This is a genomic window from Arenibacter sp. S6351L, assembly GCF_023016025.1.
GTDB classification, from domain to species: domain Bacteria; phylum Bacteroidota; class Bacteroidia; order Flavobacteriales; family Flavobacteriaceae; genus Arenibacter; species Arenibacter algicola_B.
The window spans coordinates 16,614-31,005 of the sequence record NZ_JALKBB010000032.1; the positions used below are offsets into that span (position 1 = coordinate 16,614).

The window sequence follows — 14,392 nt, forward strand, 5'->3', positions numbered from 1 at the left end:
GGACATAAAACTTAACTTTTGTTTTTTAAGCCCTTAAACTTACAAACTATCCTTATTTTTGAGAAAAATAAACACATATGCTTAATGTTGGCGTCCTAGGAGCAGGACATTTAGGGAAAATTCATCTTAGATTACTGAATGAGTCCAAAAAATATAATCTGGTCGGTTTCTACGATCCCGATGTTATTAACGGTAAAAAAGTTGAGGCAGAATTCGGCTATACTTTTTTCGACAACATAAATAAACTAATAGATGCAGTTGATGTGGTGGATATTGTTACCCCCACCCTTTCACATTTCGAATGTGCCAAAAAGGCGATGGAAAAAGGAAAACATGTTTTCATTGAAAAACCCATTACCAATACCCTTCAAGAGGCTGAAGAATTGTTGCTCTTGGAAAAAAAGCATCAGGTGAAGGGACAGGTGGGCCATGTGGAAAGATTTAATCCCGCTTTTATGGCGGTTAAGGAAAATATTAATAACCCCATGTTTATTGAGACCCACAGGTTGGCAGAATTCAACCCAAGGGGGACCGATGTACCTGTTGTTTTGGATTTGATGATCCATGATATTGATGCCATCCTTAGTGTGGTACAATCAGAGGTGAAACAAATTAATGCCAGTGGAGTTTCGGTAATTAGCAACTCACCGGATATCGCCAATGCCAGAATAGAGTTTGAAAACGGCTGCGTTGCCAACCTAACGGCAAGTAGGATCTCCCTGAAGAACATGCGCAAGTCTCGCTTTTTCCAAAAAGATGCCTATATCGCCGTGGATTTTCTGGAGAAAAAAGTGGAGGTGGTAAAAATGAAGGACGCCCCGGAAAAACCAGGGGATTTTGATATGATCCTACAAAATGCCGAAGGAATAAAAAAACAGATCTATTTTGAAAATCCGGATATAGCCACAAACAATGCTATACTGGACGAGCTGGAGACCTTTGCAGATGCCATAAACAACAACACCGTCCCCGTGGTCTCCCTAGAACAGAGTACCCGGGCCTTAAAGGTTGCTTTGGAAGTCATTGCATCTTTCCAAAAGAAATAGATGCCAGATTTTATACGTTTACAAGCTGAACAAAGGCATGATATAATAGAATAAAATTCCAAGTAAAACGCTACAAATGAAAAACATAGCAGTCATAGGAGCCGGAACAATGGGTAATGGCATTGCCCATGTAATTGCTCAAAACGGATATAAAACCAACCTTATAGATATTTCAGAGGAAGCTCTGGATAAGGGGCTTACGACCATAAGTAAAAATCTTGACAGAATGGTGGCCAAGGAGCTTATCACAGAGGAGGATAAGAAATCTACTTTGAAAAACATAACTCCCCATACCACAATGGCAGAGGGGGTCAAGAAGGTAGACTTGGTAATTGAGGCCGCAACGGAAAACACAGCCCTTAAATTAAAAATCTTTCGGGAATTGGACGCTATCTGCGAACCCACGACCATTTTGGCGACCAACACCTCCTCCATTTCCATAACCCAGATTGCAGCCGCCACCAAAAGAGCGGACAAGGTTATTGGAATGCACTTTATGAATCCCGTACCTATCATGCAATTGGTAGAGGTAATAAGGGGCTACAACACCTCTGATGAAGTTACCAAAACCATCATGGATCTGTCCACGAAATTAGGAAAAACACCAACGGAAGTCAATGACTACCCTGGTTTTGTTGCCAACCGAATTTTAATGCCCATGATCAATGAAGCTGTAGAGACCTTATACCATAAAGTTGCAGGGGTTACCGAGATCGACACGGTCATGAAATTAGGGATGGCCCACCCAATGGGTCCATTGCAGCTTGCAGATTTTATAGGCCTGGATGTTTGTTTATCCATTTTAAATGTAATGTACGACGGCTTCAAAAACCCAAAATACGCACCCTGCCCCCTATTGGTAAATATGGTAACTGCCGGAAAATTAGGTGTTAAGTCTGGGGAAGGTTTCTACGATTATTCGGAATCCCGTAAGGCCGAGAAGGTATCCAAACAATTTAATTAGTAGTCCATTGTGCTTGTTTACTTCAACCATAAATTTGATGTAACAAATGAGCCTAGTGTAAATGAATACCAAAAAAAACAATTGAATGTCCATTAAAGATAATTTAAAAACAATCAAGGAATCGCTTCCACCCCACGTTACATTGGTCGCCGTTTCCAAAACCAAGCCCATAGCAGATATCGAAGAAGCTTACGCTGCCGGACAAAGGGTTTTTGGCGAAAATAAAATCCAGGAAATGACAGAGAAGCAGGAAGTGCTTCCCAAGGATATTGAGTGGCACATGATAGGCCATATACAGCGCAACAAGGTTAAGTATATGGCAGAATATGTGGCGCTTATACACGGAGTGGACAGCCTAAAGCTGTTGAAGGAAATAAACAAACAAGCCAAAAAACATAACAGGGTTATTCCCTGCCTTCTGCAGATCCACATTGCCGAGGAGGACACCAAGTTTGGTTTTGACGAGAATGACCTCAACGAATTGATCGCCTCCAGTGACCTTGAGCAACTTACCAACATTAAGATAGTTGGACTAATGGGAATGGCCACCTTTACGGACAATAGTCAACAAATCAGGAAGGAATTCAAACGCCTTAAAGATTTATTTGAAAAAACCAAATTGGCGTTCCCAGATCTCTCGCAATTATCCATGGGAATGAGTGGTGATTATAAGATCGCAATAGAGGAAGGCAGTACCATGATACGAGTGGGAAGTAGCATTTTTGGATCTAGAAATTAGCGCTTAACCTTGCTATTTCTTTGACGGGAGAATACGTATCTTTGTTTAGTAATCTGAATTAGAAATATTACATGTACGTCATATTAGATATTGAAACCACAGGAGGAAAATACAATGAAGAAGGGGTTACGGAAATTGCTATCCACAAATTTGACGGGCATAAAGTAGTGGATCAGTTCATTAGCCTGGTAAACCCTGAAAAGGAAATCCAACCCTTTGTAGTTAATCTTACCGGCATTAACAACAACATGCTTCGCACCGCTCCTAAATTCTTTGAAGTTGCCAAACGCATTGTGGAAATAACGGAAGATGCGGTAATTGTTGCCCATAATGCCCAGTTCGACTATCGGATTTTGAGAACCGAATTCAGGAGATTGGGTTTTAATTTTGAACGCAAGACGCTCTGTACCGTTGAACTGGCCAAGCAATTATTACCGGATGCCGAATCGTATAGTCTGGGCAAACTGGTGCGGTCTCTAGGGATTCCTGTAAGTGACCGTCATAGAGCCAATGGAGATGCCCTTGCTACCTTACAACTATTTAAACTATTACTCTCAAAAGATCTGGACAAAACTATTTTTAAAAGCGTTCTAAGAACGGAGACACAAGGGGAATTATCGCCAAGACAGCTGGATATGGTAGATGAGTTACCCTCGGAAACAGGGGTCTACTACCTACACAATAAGGACGGTGATATTATTTTGTTGGGAAAAAGTAGCAACATTAAAAAAAGGGTCAATCAGCATTTTACCAATAATAGTCCTAAGGCCAGAAGAATTCAGAAAGAAACAAAAAGGGTTTCTTACGAAAAAACGGGCAATGAATTGGCAGCCTTATTAAAAGAGAATGCGGAATTATTGAGGAACAAGCCCAAATACAATACCCACTATAAGAAAAGGCTGTTTTCGCATGGCATTTATCAATCGAACAACCAGGACGGCTATATTACATTGATAGCAGAGGTAATAAATCCTAAAAAAAAGGCAGTAGCTACCTTTAATAGCCTTCAGGGCGCAGAGAATTTTCTACACAGCCTCAGGGAAGAGTTTCAATTGTGCAATAAAATAAATGGGCTTTCACAGGCCAAGATGCATTGCTCCCATTTTGAGGATAAAAGTTGCCTTGGAGGATGCATAAACAAAGAGCCGGTAGAGGCCTATAATGCAAGGGTAATGCAAGCTATTGACAAGTACAGTTTCTCAAAAAAGAACATTTTAATTATGGATAAGGGCAGGGAAATTGGCGAGCGGTGTGGAATTGAGATTAAAGATGGGGTTTTTAAAGGCCTTGGCTATTTTAATTTAAACCATCAAATCAATAATATTCATATCTTGGAATCCATAATAACACCCATGGAAGGAAATGAAAACACGACCCATATTATTTCCTCTTATCTAAGAAAAAAAAAGGTCCTAAAAATTATAGAGCTAAAACAGTAAACTTTGAAAATTAAAAAAAGTTGGAAAAATAAGATCCATGAAGTAATCTACGGGACCCATACCCCTGCGGGAAGACTTTTTGATATCCTTTTGCTCATTTTGATTGTGTATAGTGTTATCATCGTAATGCTGGAGAGCATTCCTACATTTGATGAGAAACACCATAAATTTCTAAACTATTCCGAATGGGTGGTGACCATTTTATTTTCCATCGAGTATATTTTGAGGATAATTTCCATCAACCGACCTAAAAAATATATATTTAGCTTTTTTGGAATAGTCGATCTTTTATCCACTATTCCAAAATACCTTTCCCTATTATTTGTTGGTTCCCAGTACATAACAGCCTTTCGAATCTTAAGATTGTTAAGGGTATTTAGAATTTTAAAGCTGGTCCGCTTCGTAGGGGAGTCCAACAAACTTGTAAGGGCCTTGAATGCCAGTAGAACAAAAATATTTGTTTTTGTTTTCTTTGTCATTGTCATATCCGTTTTATTGGGAACGGTAATGTACATCGTAGAAGGTCCTACCCATGGCTTTACCAGTATTCCCCACAGTGTTTATTGGACCATTGTTACCCTAACCACAGTAGGTTATGGGGATATTTCACCTGAAACGCCCTTAGGGCAATTTATTGCCACCTTGATCATGATAATTGGTTATGGGGTAATAGCAGTACCAACTGGAATAGTATCGGCCGAATATACTTCCGGAGTCATCAACAAAAAAGATATAGACACTGACAGAACCTGTCCGGATTGCGGTACTGAAATCATACGCATTGACGCCCATTACTGCAGGCAATGTGGACATAGATTAAGTGATGATTAATGAATAAAAAAAATCTTATTTCCATTGTTGGACCCACTGCGATAGGAAAGACGACCTTGGCCATTGCCCTGGCCAAACATTACAAAACAGAGATCATTTCTGCCGATTCCCGACAGTTTTACAAAGAAATGTCCATTGGGACCGCTGTACCATCCCCAGAAGAATTAGCAAGTGTTCCGCATCATTTTATTCAGCACAAAAGTATTTTTGAAGAATACACCGTAGGGGATTTTGAAAGGGAAGCTATAGAAAAACTGGCAACCCTTTTCCTGGATAACGACATTGTTGTCATGGTAGGCGGAAGCGGTCTATATGTTGACGCCATTAAAGACGGACTGGATACTTTTCCCGCAATAGATCCTGAAATCCGGGAAACACTGAACCAAACCTTGAAAACCGAAGGCATCTTAAGCCTTCAGGAAAGGCTTAAAGTTCTGGACCGGGATTATTACGACCAGGTAGACCTAAATAACCCACATAGGCTTATTAGGGCCCTGGAGGTGTGTATTGGTTCAGGACTCCCCTACACCTCCTTCCTAAATCAAAAAAAACCCGAACGGAATTTCAAGACCATTACCATAGCCATAAATGCGGAAAGGGAGATCATCTACGACCGTATAAACCAAAGAGTGGATATAATGTTGGAACAGGGTCTTTTGGAAGAGGTAGCGTCCCTAAAAGAACAACAGACCCTGAATGCGTTGCAAACTGTAGGTTATAGGGAATTATTTAGTTATTTTAAGGGGGATTTTGATCTGGATACGGCTATTGCCGAAATAAAGAAAAACACCAGAAGGTTTGCAAAAAGGCAATTGACATGGTTACGAAAAAAAGAGGATATTCTTTGGGTCGATTATAAATACGACCTAAACGAGATTTTGGAGAAGATAGAACAAGAACGCAATAGATAATGACTTTAACCAATAAAAACATTCTATTTGTAATTGGGGTTTCCGGCACGGGAAAATCTACCATAGCGCAATTGTTGGCGGAAAAACTGAACCTACCATTTTTTGATGGGGACGATTTTCATTCGGAAGCCAACATAAAAAAAATGTCCAATAAAATCCCGTTGACCGACGAGGACCGGTATGAGTGGCTGGTAACCCTGAACAAATTGGCCGTGGACAACCAAGAAACAGGAGCTGTCATTGTCTGCTCCGCCTTGAAGGAGTCCTACAGAAAAATACTTGAAAATAAAATTGAAGAGAAGGTAGTATGGATTTCCCTGGAAAGTTCCTTCGAATTGTTATTGGAACGCCTACAAAAACGCAAGGGCCATTTTATGCCTGCCGAATTATTACGGTCCCAACTGGACACTTTTGAACCTCCAACCAAGGCTATAAAAATATCGATAGAACCCAGTCCCCAAGAAATTGTGGACCAAATATTAAGGGAATACCGGAACTAATAGTTTTGAACGCTGGAGCAGACCCAAGAGTCCTGATTTAAAACCAAAAACCACGTCTTTTTTTGTTCAGGGTTCGTTCTACCAACACCTTTAAAAGAGCCTGCAGCTTTTAAAATAAGGGTCTAATAAAATAAAAAGCACCAAGAAAAATCCTGGTGCTCTAAAAAATTTTGGATATGAGGTATTTACTCAGTTTTAACCACCAATCTAAACCCTTCTCCGTGGATATTCAATATCTCCACGTTTTCATCTTTTTTAAGATATTTACGCAATTTGGCAATATAGACGTCCATACTACGGGAAGTAAAATAATTATCATCCCTCCAAATTTTGGTCAAGGCCAACTCCCTGGGCATTAAATCGTTCTCGTGCAAAGCCAAAAGTCTAAGCAACTCATTTTCCTTAGGAGAGAGTTTAATGGCATCTTCATCTTTGAATTTCAAGAACCTAAGCTTGGAATTCAATTGAAAACCACCAATTGTAAATTCAAATTGTTTACTGTCCGCTAGGGAACTGGAAGACTTTCTTTGAATTATAGCTTTAAGTTTCATCAATAGTACTTCCGAATCAAAAGGCTTGTTCAAATAATCATCGGCACCGGCTTTATATCCTTTAAGGACATCCTCTTTCATAGTCTTGGCCGTAAGAAAAACGATGGGTACGTTTTCGTTCTTTTCACGGATTTCCTTAGCTAGGGTAAAGCCATCCTTATAAGGCATCATTACATCCAAGATACAGACATCGAAATTGTCTTTCTTAAATTTTTCAAAACCTTCCATTCCGTTTTTTGCCAACGTAACGTCAAAATCGTTCATTGCCAAGTAATCTTTAAGTACAATTCCAAAATTGGGATCGTCCTCTACGAGTAATATTTTCTTATCTACTGTTTCCATTATTGTTTTAAATTAAAGGTAGTTTTATATAAAAAGTGCTTCCTTTTCCTTTTTCACTTTCTGCATAAACCTCACCTTGATGATCATCAACTATTTTTTTTACGTAAGCGAGCCCTAAACCGTGCCCCTTAACATTGTGTATATCTCCTGTATGTTCCCTATAAAACTTTTCAAAAACCTTTTTTAGTACCGCCTTGCTCATTCCAGCTCCCTGATCCTGTATTTTTATAATGATATAATTCCCGACCACTTCGGTAAAAACATCAATCTTGGGCGCCTCTGGCGAATATTTCACAGCATTGTCCAATATATTCACAATAACATTGGTAAAATGCATCTCATTGGCCAATACCTCTGAGCGTTCCGCCTTTAAATGAGGCTTAATATATCCTCCCCTATCTGCAACTATAAGCTCTACATGGGTAATGGCATCTTCTATTATGTCGTGCACATCTGCCCTATCCTTACTAATATCCAACTGATTTTTTTCCAACTTGGATATCCGCAATACATTTTCCACCTGCGCGTGCATTCTCTTGTTTTCGTCCCTTATCATTTGCAAATAGCGCAGCACCTTCTCCTTGTCATCTATAATCTTCGGATTCTTTATTGCTTCAACAGCCAAGTTTATTGTAGCAATTGGAGTTTTAAACTCATGCGTCATATTATTGATAAAGTCCGATTTAATCTCGGAAATCTGCTTTTGTTTTATCAACTGATAGATAGCACTGGAATAGGCCACCACTATAACCAAGGTAAATGTCAGGGACAAAATTGCCATTCCAAGAATGGACTGTATAAGGAACCTTTTCTTTTTGGGAAAGGTCAACAAAAGGGAAAAATTGGTATTCCCTTCACTATCCTTAAACAAAGGAGCCTTATATAGTGTGGTCTCTGAAAACTTGAATTTTTTGGATTTCACCTTAGTCGGCAGTCCCTTACTATAAACCCCATATTCATAGTCTATATCTATGCCCCTATTTTTAAGTTCCCTCCCAAGAAACAGTTCTATTTCTTGTTTGGATACGCGTTTATGGATGGACCTGGATTTGGCCTGCTCCCTAAAAACATCATCCAATGCCGCCTTATCAATAGAGGAAAGTCCTCCGATTTTCTCAAGCTTTTGGACAGGTGTCAAGGAATATTGCCTGCCGTCCAGACCAAAATCTTCTTTGTAGATTTCTGTTGTTCTGGTGCTGGTGATATTCCTAAAGGTTGTGGTGTCCAAGCCTATATCAAAGAACGTAGATGCCATATTGTAATCCTCCTCCAAAATACCATGGGTATAAAACCGTATTTCATTGGAATTAATATCACGATCAAAAAAGAAAAAATTCTTAAGATGGGTAGCCTTTGGCTTTCCAATACTATCCTTAAGTTTGTAAAACTCGTTAAGATAATCCTGTACCTCCCGCTTTTCAATATTCTCTACAACCCTACTCAAAATTTGGTTGATGGTGTTTGAAAATTGTTCTTCCTTGTCCGCTACCGATTTATTTATCCAATAACTCTGAACAAAGATGATTCCTATTAGGGAAAGGCTCATTAAGACTACCAAAAGACCAAATAACCTCTTATTCATTTATTAACAAAATTAGAAATTTAACATTTAGCGAATTGCACGTTTAACCTAACCTTAACAAAAATGTTAAAATTTCGCGCTTAAGCCCTTATTTTAAGTAATTTATGGTGAATTCGGGACACTTCCCTTTCCGTAGCCTCCAATCCAATATTTTCAATTATGAAGTCTGAAAACTTCTCTTTTTCACTATCTGGCCATTGATTATCTATACGTTGTATTACTGCTTCGGCCGTGATTCCATCCCTATCAACAACCCTTTGTATCCTGATGTCCCTTGGAGAGGTCACTAAAATTATTTTATCATAAAGTTCCTTGGTCCCGTTTTCAAATATAATAGCTGCTTCCTGTATTACATAAGGGGCATTCTGGCGTTTGCACCAACTTTTAAAATGACGTCTCACAGCAGGATGGACTATATTGTTGAGGCCCTGCAATAATTTCTTATCCTTGAACACGATTTTGGCGATATACTCCCTATTCAGCTTCCCTTCCAAATAACTCTCCTTGCCCAATAAGGTCTCAATATCCTTTTTAATCTTTTTTGAACGGGTCATTAAATTCTTTGCCTCTAGATCAGAATTATAGAGGGGCACTCCCAATTTTTGAAACATGGCCCCCACAGTAGATTTTCCACTACCAATACCTCCTGTCAAGCCTACGATCATCATTGCCTCTTTAGTATAAATTCCACTTTATTCTCCCTAAGCTGTACCACATTCACGCTATCGGGCTTTTTGGTCAATTTCAGGTCCAAAACATTTTCGTGTTTGTCCCTTAGGTTGGAATAGTCGGCAGTAACCACAAAATCCGACACCACCAATTCCTTAATAGCACTTAAACGCCCCCTGCACAAAACCGAAACTATTTCTGGGAAAGTTCTTATCCCGACTCCTTCAGGTACATTGACAACCTCTACTGGAACCTTAAAAACCTTTTCAGAAAATTTAAATATTTTGGCCGATAGGGTTATATAATGATCGGAGTATTTGGTGTTTTTCAGCTTAGGCGGAAGAATCAGTTTTAATTTCTTCGAAATATCATTGGTCGTATGTGGCAGCACCAAAGTTTGAGTGGTAATTCCGGTCAAAGTATCAATCTCCGTTTTAGGCCCCATTACGGTTATGGAATCTGGCAATAAAGTATAGTTCTTATCCATTAAATAGTTTTGCTCCAAATCTATAGTCACTTTAGGAAGTACTGGGACCTTTTTTTTGTAAAGCTTTTGGAAATTAAAAAACAAGGTATCCTTATCCATATCCTCGACCCTTATAAACTTTGAAAGCTGATTTTCTATCTGACTTCTATAGGTTGAAGGGGAAACAAAATATTTGGAACCTTTTTTCTCCAATTCGGATAAGTCCACTTCCACAGTTTTGTTCTTGAAACCAAACATCAAAAATTGAAACCCACTGGCCCTGAGCCTAACCTTTATGTTCCTTTTGGAAACACTATTTAGCAATAAGCTGTCCGGGGTACTACCATAGTGAATATCAAAAGTAGCATTATTGGTATATTGTTCTCCCAAATTGCTAATAAACCAAGCCAGACTGGAACATAACAGAAAGACAAGAAACAGTTTTACCTTTCTTTTATTGAGTCCGTTTTTAATTTTATCTATCAACTTATTACTGAGTTTTAAAGAAAAGCTTAGGAAATAACTCCTCCGGTTTCTTATTGCTGAACGCTATTAGAATCGAATTTTTAAAAAATCCAAAACCATATCCTACAAATTGGACCACCACTGCCATTAATGACAGCACAGCCACCTTAAAATTTTTATTGACCACTAAAGAATGTACAAAAAGTAAACCAAAATATAAGGCATAAATAGATATTGGCCACAAAACCCCTAAAACCAACAAGACAAGAGCCCCAACAAATCCGAAACAGAACAAAGTAGGGAACCAATAAGTAATTTTGGCACTGTCTGGATGCCAATGATTTAAAATGGGCCTTACCATTCCAAATTTCTTGACCTGGGTATAAAATTTATTCCAATCTATTCGCCGCTTATGGTATACATAGGCATCCTCTATCAATTTAGTTTCAAACCCCGCTTCCCATATTCTAAAGGTCAGGTCTGGATCTTCTCCTGGATGTATATTCCCATATCCACGGGTTTCTTCAAACGCTGCTTTAGATATTCCCATATTAAAGCTCCTGGGCTGAAATTTGCCTACAGCCCTCTTATTTCCCCGTATTCCACCAGTGGTGAACATAGAGGTCATGGCATAATTAATGGCCTTTTGCACATTGGTAAAGGAAGAATGTGCCGCATCTGGCCCCCCATAACAATCCACATAATAGTTTGTCAAGGATTTTTCCACCACCGACAAATATTGGCTAGGAATTATACAATCGGAATCCAGCACTATAAAATAATTACCGCGGGCACGATTCATTCCATAATTTCGGGAATCACCAGGGCCAGAATTCTTCTTCTTTAAATACGTTATGGACAATTTATCCTTATACTTTTCCACAATACCTTCCGAACTTTCGGACGAACCGTCTTCCACGACAACCACCTCAAAAGATTTACCGTAGTCCTGTAACGACAGGCTTTCCAGCAATTCATTGATCTCATTGGGTCTGTTGTAAACCGGCACTATAAAAGAAAAGTATAAATCCATTGAGCTTTGCTATAAATTAAAAAGGTGAAACAAACGTACAGGCCTGCCTTCAGTCTTGTTTCAACTGCATTAAGCTAATTTGAATAATATGTAGCCACGGAGTATAGCCAATAAGAATGGGTTAGCTCAAAGGCATCCTACCAATATACCTACCGAGCTATTCGGAAAATCTATCAATTACTTCCTGACTAACGCCTGTATTGGAAAAACCACCGTCATGAAACAAATTCTGCATGGTAACCTTTTTGGTCAAATCGGAAAAAAGGGTCACAGTATAGTCAGCACAATCCTGAGCTGATGCATTACCCAAAGGCGACATCTTTTCTGCATAGGAAATAAAGCTGTCAAAACCTTTAACTCCTTGTCCCGCAGTTGTAGCTGTGGGGGATTGGGATATGGTATTCACCCTTACCTTCTTCTCCTTGCCAAAAAAGTATCCAAAACTACGGGCCACCGATTCCAAATAAGCTTTATTGTCGGCCATATCATTATAATCCGGAAAGGTACGTTGCGCAGCCATATAAGTCAAAGCCACGATACTCCCCCATTCGTTCATTGCATCGGCCTTGTACAGGCTCTGCATTACTTTATGAAAAGAAAGGGCGGATACATCCCAGCCTTTGGTTGTAAAATCATATTTCTCATCTGTATAGGCCCTGCCTTTACGAACGTTGACAGACATCCCTATGGCGTGCAAAACAAAATCTATTTTCCCTCCCAAAATCTCCATGGATTGTGTTACCAAATTATCCAAATCCTCTTCGCTTGTGGCATCGGCAGGTATAATCTTGGAACCCGTCTTTTTTGCAAGTTCATCTATCTGCCCCATACGCATAGCTATGGGTGCATTGGTAAGGACAAAGGTACCGCCTTCGGCATGAATGGTCTCAGCAGTTTTCCAAGCTATGGAATTGGCATCGAGTGCCCCAAAAATTATCCCTTTTTTTCCTTTTAGTAAATTAAACGACATAGTCTATTTTCTTTGTGAATTTTAGATCGTCAAAGATATTAAAAATTAGTGGGTAGACCGCAGAAAGAACAAGGTAGAAAAGTTGGCAACCCTGTTGACGGGGCTTCAAATTATTAGGGTTATAGGCGAAAAGCTATTAATGTTGTTACACACATAAATACTTATAAACACCACTAAACGGAATTCAGGATTTCCCTATCCGCTTACACAAAGGTTAATCCAGTAACTGCCTGGCATGTGCCATAGCCGATTCGGACAAGGTTTTTCCACCTAACATTTCTGCCAGCTCCACAACCCTCTCTTCCGAAGAAAGCCTTTTCATTTTGGTATTGGTCCCCATCAGTTCTTCTTCCTTGTACACCTTAAAATGATGTACACCTTTGGCTGCTACCTGTGGTAAGTGGGTGATAGAAAATATCTGCATAGTATTGCTCATATCCTTCATGATATCTCCCATTTTATTGGAAATCTCTCCGGATACTCCCGTATCTATCTCATCGAACATCATTGTAGGCAGCTGTTCGTATCTGGCCAAAATGGCCTTAATGGTCAACATAATCCTGGACAGTTCACCGCCCGAGGCCACCTTCTTAAGGTCACCATAAGCAGACCCCTTGTTCGCTGAAAACAAAAAGCTAAGATCATCCTTACCCGTGGGTTTAAACTCTTTGGCTGGCGAAATTTCAATTTTAAAAGTAGCACTTGCCATCCCTAAGTCGATCAAAGTTTCCTCCAATTGTTTTTTCAGCTCTGGAATAACCACCTTTCTTCTTTTACTTATGTTGGCAGCTTCAGTGTTCAAAGCAATTTCCAATTGATGCAACTCCTTCTTTTTACGGTCTATATCGGCAACAACATTCTCGGTTGCACTTACCTTCTCATCCAAGGCATTCCTTATTTCTAACAATTCCGGAATTGTCTGAACCTTATGTTTCTTTAAAAGATCATAAAGCAATTGAAGTTTGGCGTTTACCTGCTCCAACAATTGTGGATCGGCCTCTACCTTATCATTTAGAATATTAAGTTCGTTGGTAATATCATCCAACTCAATAAACACCGATTTTACGCGCTCATTTATATCTGAATACTGGTGGCCAAAACTGGCCAACTTACTGGATACCTGTTTCAGCTCCGTAAGTAGGTTCACCAGCCCTATCTGCTCATCATTTAATAACTGTTGCCCATGGGACAATTGCTCTAGAATAATTTCCACATTGTTAAGCTGTTCGTACTGCTCCTCCAATTCTTCCAATATTCCCTCTTTTAAAGGAGCCGAATTTAATTCCTGTAACAAAAAACTATTATACTCGTGTTCCTTGGTGGCACTATTCTGAAAATCCACAAGTTTTTGTAATTCCTTTTGTGTAGATTGATATAACAGCAACTTCGAAGAATAGGCTGTTAGCACTGGTCCATTATCGGCAAGGGCATCTATAACCTTCAGTTGAAAATCATTATCCGCAAGTCGTAACGTTTGATGCTGGGAATGCACATCTATCAATTGATCCCCCAATTGGGACAGAATATCCAAGGTAACCGGGGAGTCATTTATAAAAGCCCGGGATTTACCGCTAGGCAAAATCTCCCTTCTAATAATGGTCTTTGCCTCATAATCCAGGTCGTTATCCAAGAAAAATGATTCCAAACCATATTTGGAAATTTCAAATTCCGCCTCTACGATGCATTTATCCTCCTTCTCCCTTAAGGAGGAAAGATCCGCCCTTTTACCCAACACCAAGGACAACCCACCTAATAAAATGGATTTACCAGCACCTGTTTCACCTGTTATTACTGTAAAGCCATTGGTAAACTTAACGTTTAAATGGTCTATTAATGCGTAATTCTTTATGGAAAGATTTGTCAGCAAAGTTTATTATCTAAGAT

Annotated in this window: 14 protein-coding genes; 7 read left to right on the forward strand and 7 right to left on the reverse strand. The window is 39.4% G+C overall.

Annotated elements, in window-relative coordinates; genetic code table 11:
• Nucleotides 1–77 precede the first annotated feature (77 nt).
• The 7 genes from MWU82_RS20370 to MWU82_RS20400 all read left to right on the forward strand — a co-directional run bounded on the left by MWU82_RS20370 (nt 78) and on the right by MWU82_RS20400 (nt 6,430).
• A complete protein-coding gene (locus MWU82_RS20370; protein ID WP_247097726.1) occupies nt 78–1,046 on the forward strand; it encodes a Gfo/Idh/MocA family oxidoreductase in 969 nt (322 codons plus the stop codon).
• A gap of 76 nt (nt 1,047–1,122) precedes the next feature.
• Nucleotides 1,123–2,010, forward strand: coding sequence for a 3-hydroxybutyryl-CoA dehydrogenase (locus MWU82_RS20375; protein WP_247097727.1), 888 nt, complete (start codon nt 1,123–1,125; stop codon nt 2,008–2,010).
• Between the two features lie 85 nt (nt 2,011–2,095).
• Complete coding sequence (locus MWU82_RS20380; protein WP_247097728.1) at nt 2,096–2,749, forward strand: YggS family pyridoxal phosphate-dependent enzyme; 654 nt, start codon at nt 2,096–2,098, stop codon at nt 2,747–2,749.
• A 71-nt stretch (nt 2,750–2,820) separates the two neighbouring features.
• The gene (locus tag MWU82_RS20385; protein WP_247097729.1) at nt 2,821–4,188 is read left to right on the forward strand and encodes an exonuclease domain-containing protein; all 1,368 of its coding nucleotides are present in this window, start codon (nt 2,821–2,823) and stop codon (nt 4,186–4,188) included.
• A gap of 3 nt (nt 4,189–4,191) precedes the next feature.
• Entirely contained in the window at nt 4,192–5,019 is an 828-nt protein-coding gene (locus MWU82_RS20390; RefSeq protein WP_247097730.1) for an ion transporter, read from the forward strand.
• On the forward strand, nt 5,019–5,930 hold the full coding sequence (gene miaA / locus MWU82_RS20395) for a tRNA (adenosine(37)-N6)-dimethylallyltransferase MiaA (protein WP_247097731.1): 912 nt from the start codon (nt 5,019–5,021) through the stop codon (nt 5,928–5,930). The genes MWU82_RS20390 and miaA overlap by 1 nt, the downstream gene beginning before the upstream one ends.
• Nucleotides 5,930–6,430: a gluconokinase gene (locus MWU82_RS20400; protein ID WP_215946234.1), complete on the forward strand. Its 501-nt coding sequence runs from the start codon at nt 5,930–5,932 to the stop codon at nt 6,428–6,430. The genes miaA and MWU82_RS20400 overlap by 1 nt, the downstream gene beginning before the upstream one ends.
• Nucleotides 6,431–6,615: 185 nt before the next feature.
• Here MWU82_RS20400 and MWU82_RS20405 read toward each other — a convergent pair whose 3' ends face one another.
• The 7 genes from MWU82_RS20405 to recN all read right to left on the reverse strand — a co-directional run bounded on the left by MWU82_RS20405 (nt 6,616) and on the right by recN (nt 14,375).
• A complete protein-coding gene (locus MWU82_RS20405) occupies nt 6,616–7,323 on the reverse strand; it encodes a response regulator transcription factor (RefSeq protein ID WP_215946235.1) in 708 nt (235 codons plus the stop codon).
• A 7-nt stretch (nt 7,324–7,330) separates the two neighbouring features.
• Complete coding sequence (locus tag MWU82_RS20410; protein ID WP_215946236.1) at nt 7,331–8,905, reverse strand: HAMP domain-containing sensor histidine kinase; 1,575 nt, start codon at nt 8,903–8,905, stop codon at nt 7,331–7,333.
• Nucleotides 8,906–8,985: 80 nt separating this feature from the next.
• Entirely contained in the window at nt 8,986–9,573 is a 588-nt protein-coding gene (coaE, locus tag MWU82_RS20415) for a dephospho-CoA kinase (RefSeq protein ID WP_247097732.1), read from the reverse strand.
• Nucleotides 9,570–10,526: a YbbR-like domain-containing protein gene (locus MWU82_RS20420; RefSeq protein ID WP_215946238.1), complete on the reverse strand. Its 957-nt coding sequence runs from the start codon at nt 10,524–10,526 to the stop codon at nt 9,570–9,572. Before MWU82_RS20420 ends, coaE begins: the two co-directional genes overlap by 4 nt.
• 4 nt (nt 10,527–10,530) lie before the next feature.
• A complete protein-coding gene (locus MWU82_RS20425; RefSeq protein ID WP_247097733.1) occupies nt 10,531–11,538 on the reverse strand; it encodes a glycosyltransferase in 1,008 nt (335 codons plus the stop codon).
• A gap of 157 nt (nt 11,539–11,695) precedes the next feature.
• Entirely contained in the window at nt 11,696–12,508 is an 813-nt protein-coding gene (locus MWU82_RS20430; protein ID WP_247097734.1) for an SDR family oxidoreductase, read from the reverse strand.
• Between the two features lie 214 nt (nt 12,509–12,722).
• The gene (recN, locus tag MWU82_RS20435; RefSeq protein WP_247097735.1) at nt 12,723–14,375 is read right to left on the reverse strand and encodes a DNA repair protein RecN; all 1,653 of its coding nucleotides are present in this window, start codon (nt 14,373–14,375) and stop codon (nt 12,723–12,725) included.
• Nucleotides 14,376–14,392 lie beyond the last annotated feature (17 nt).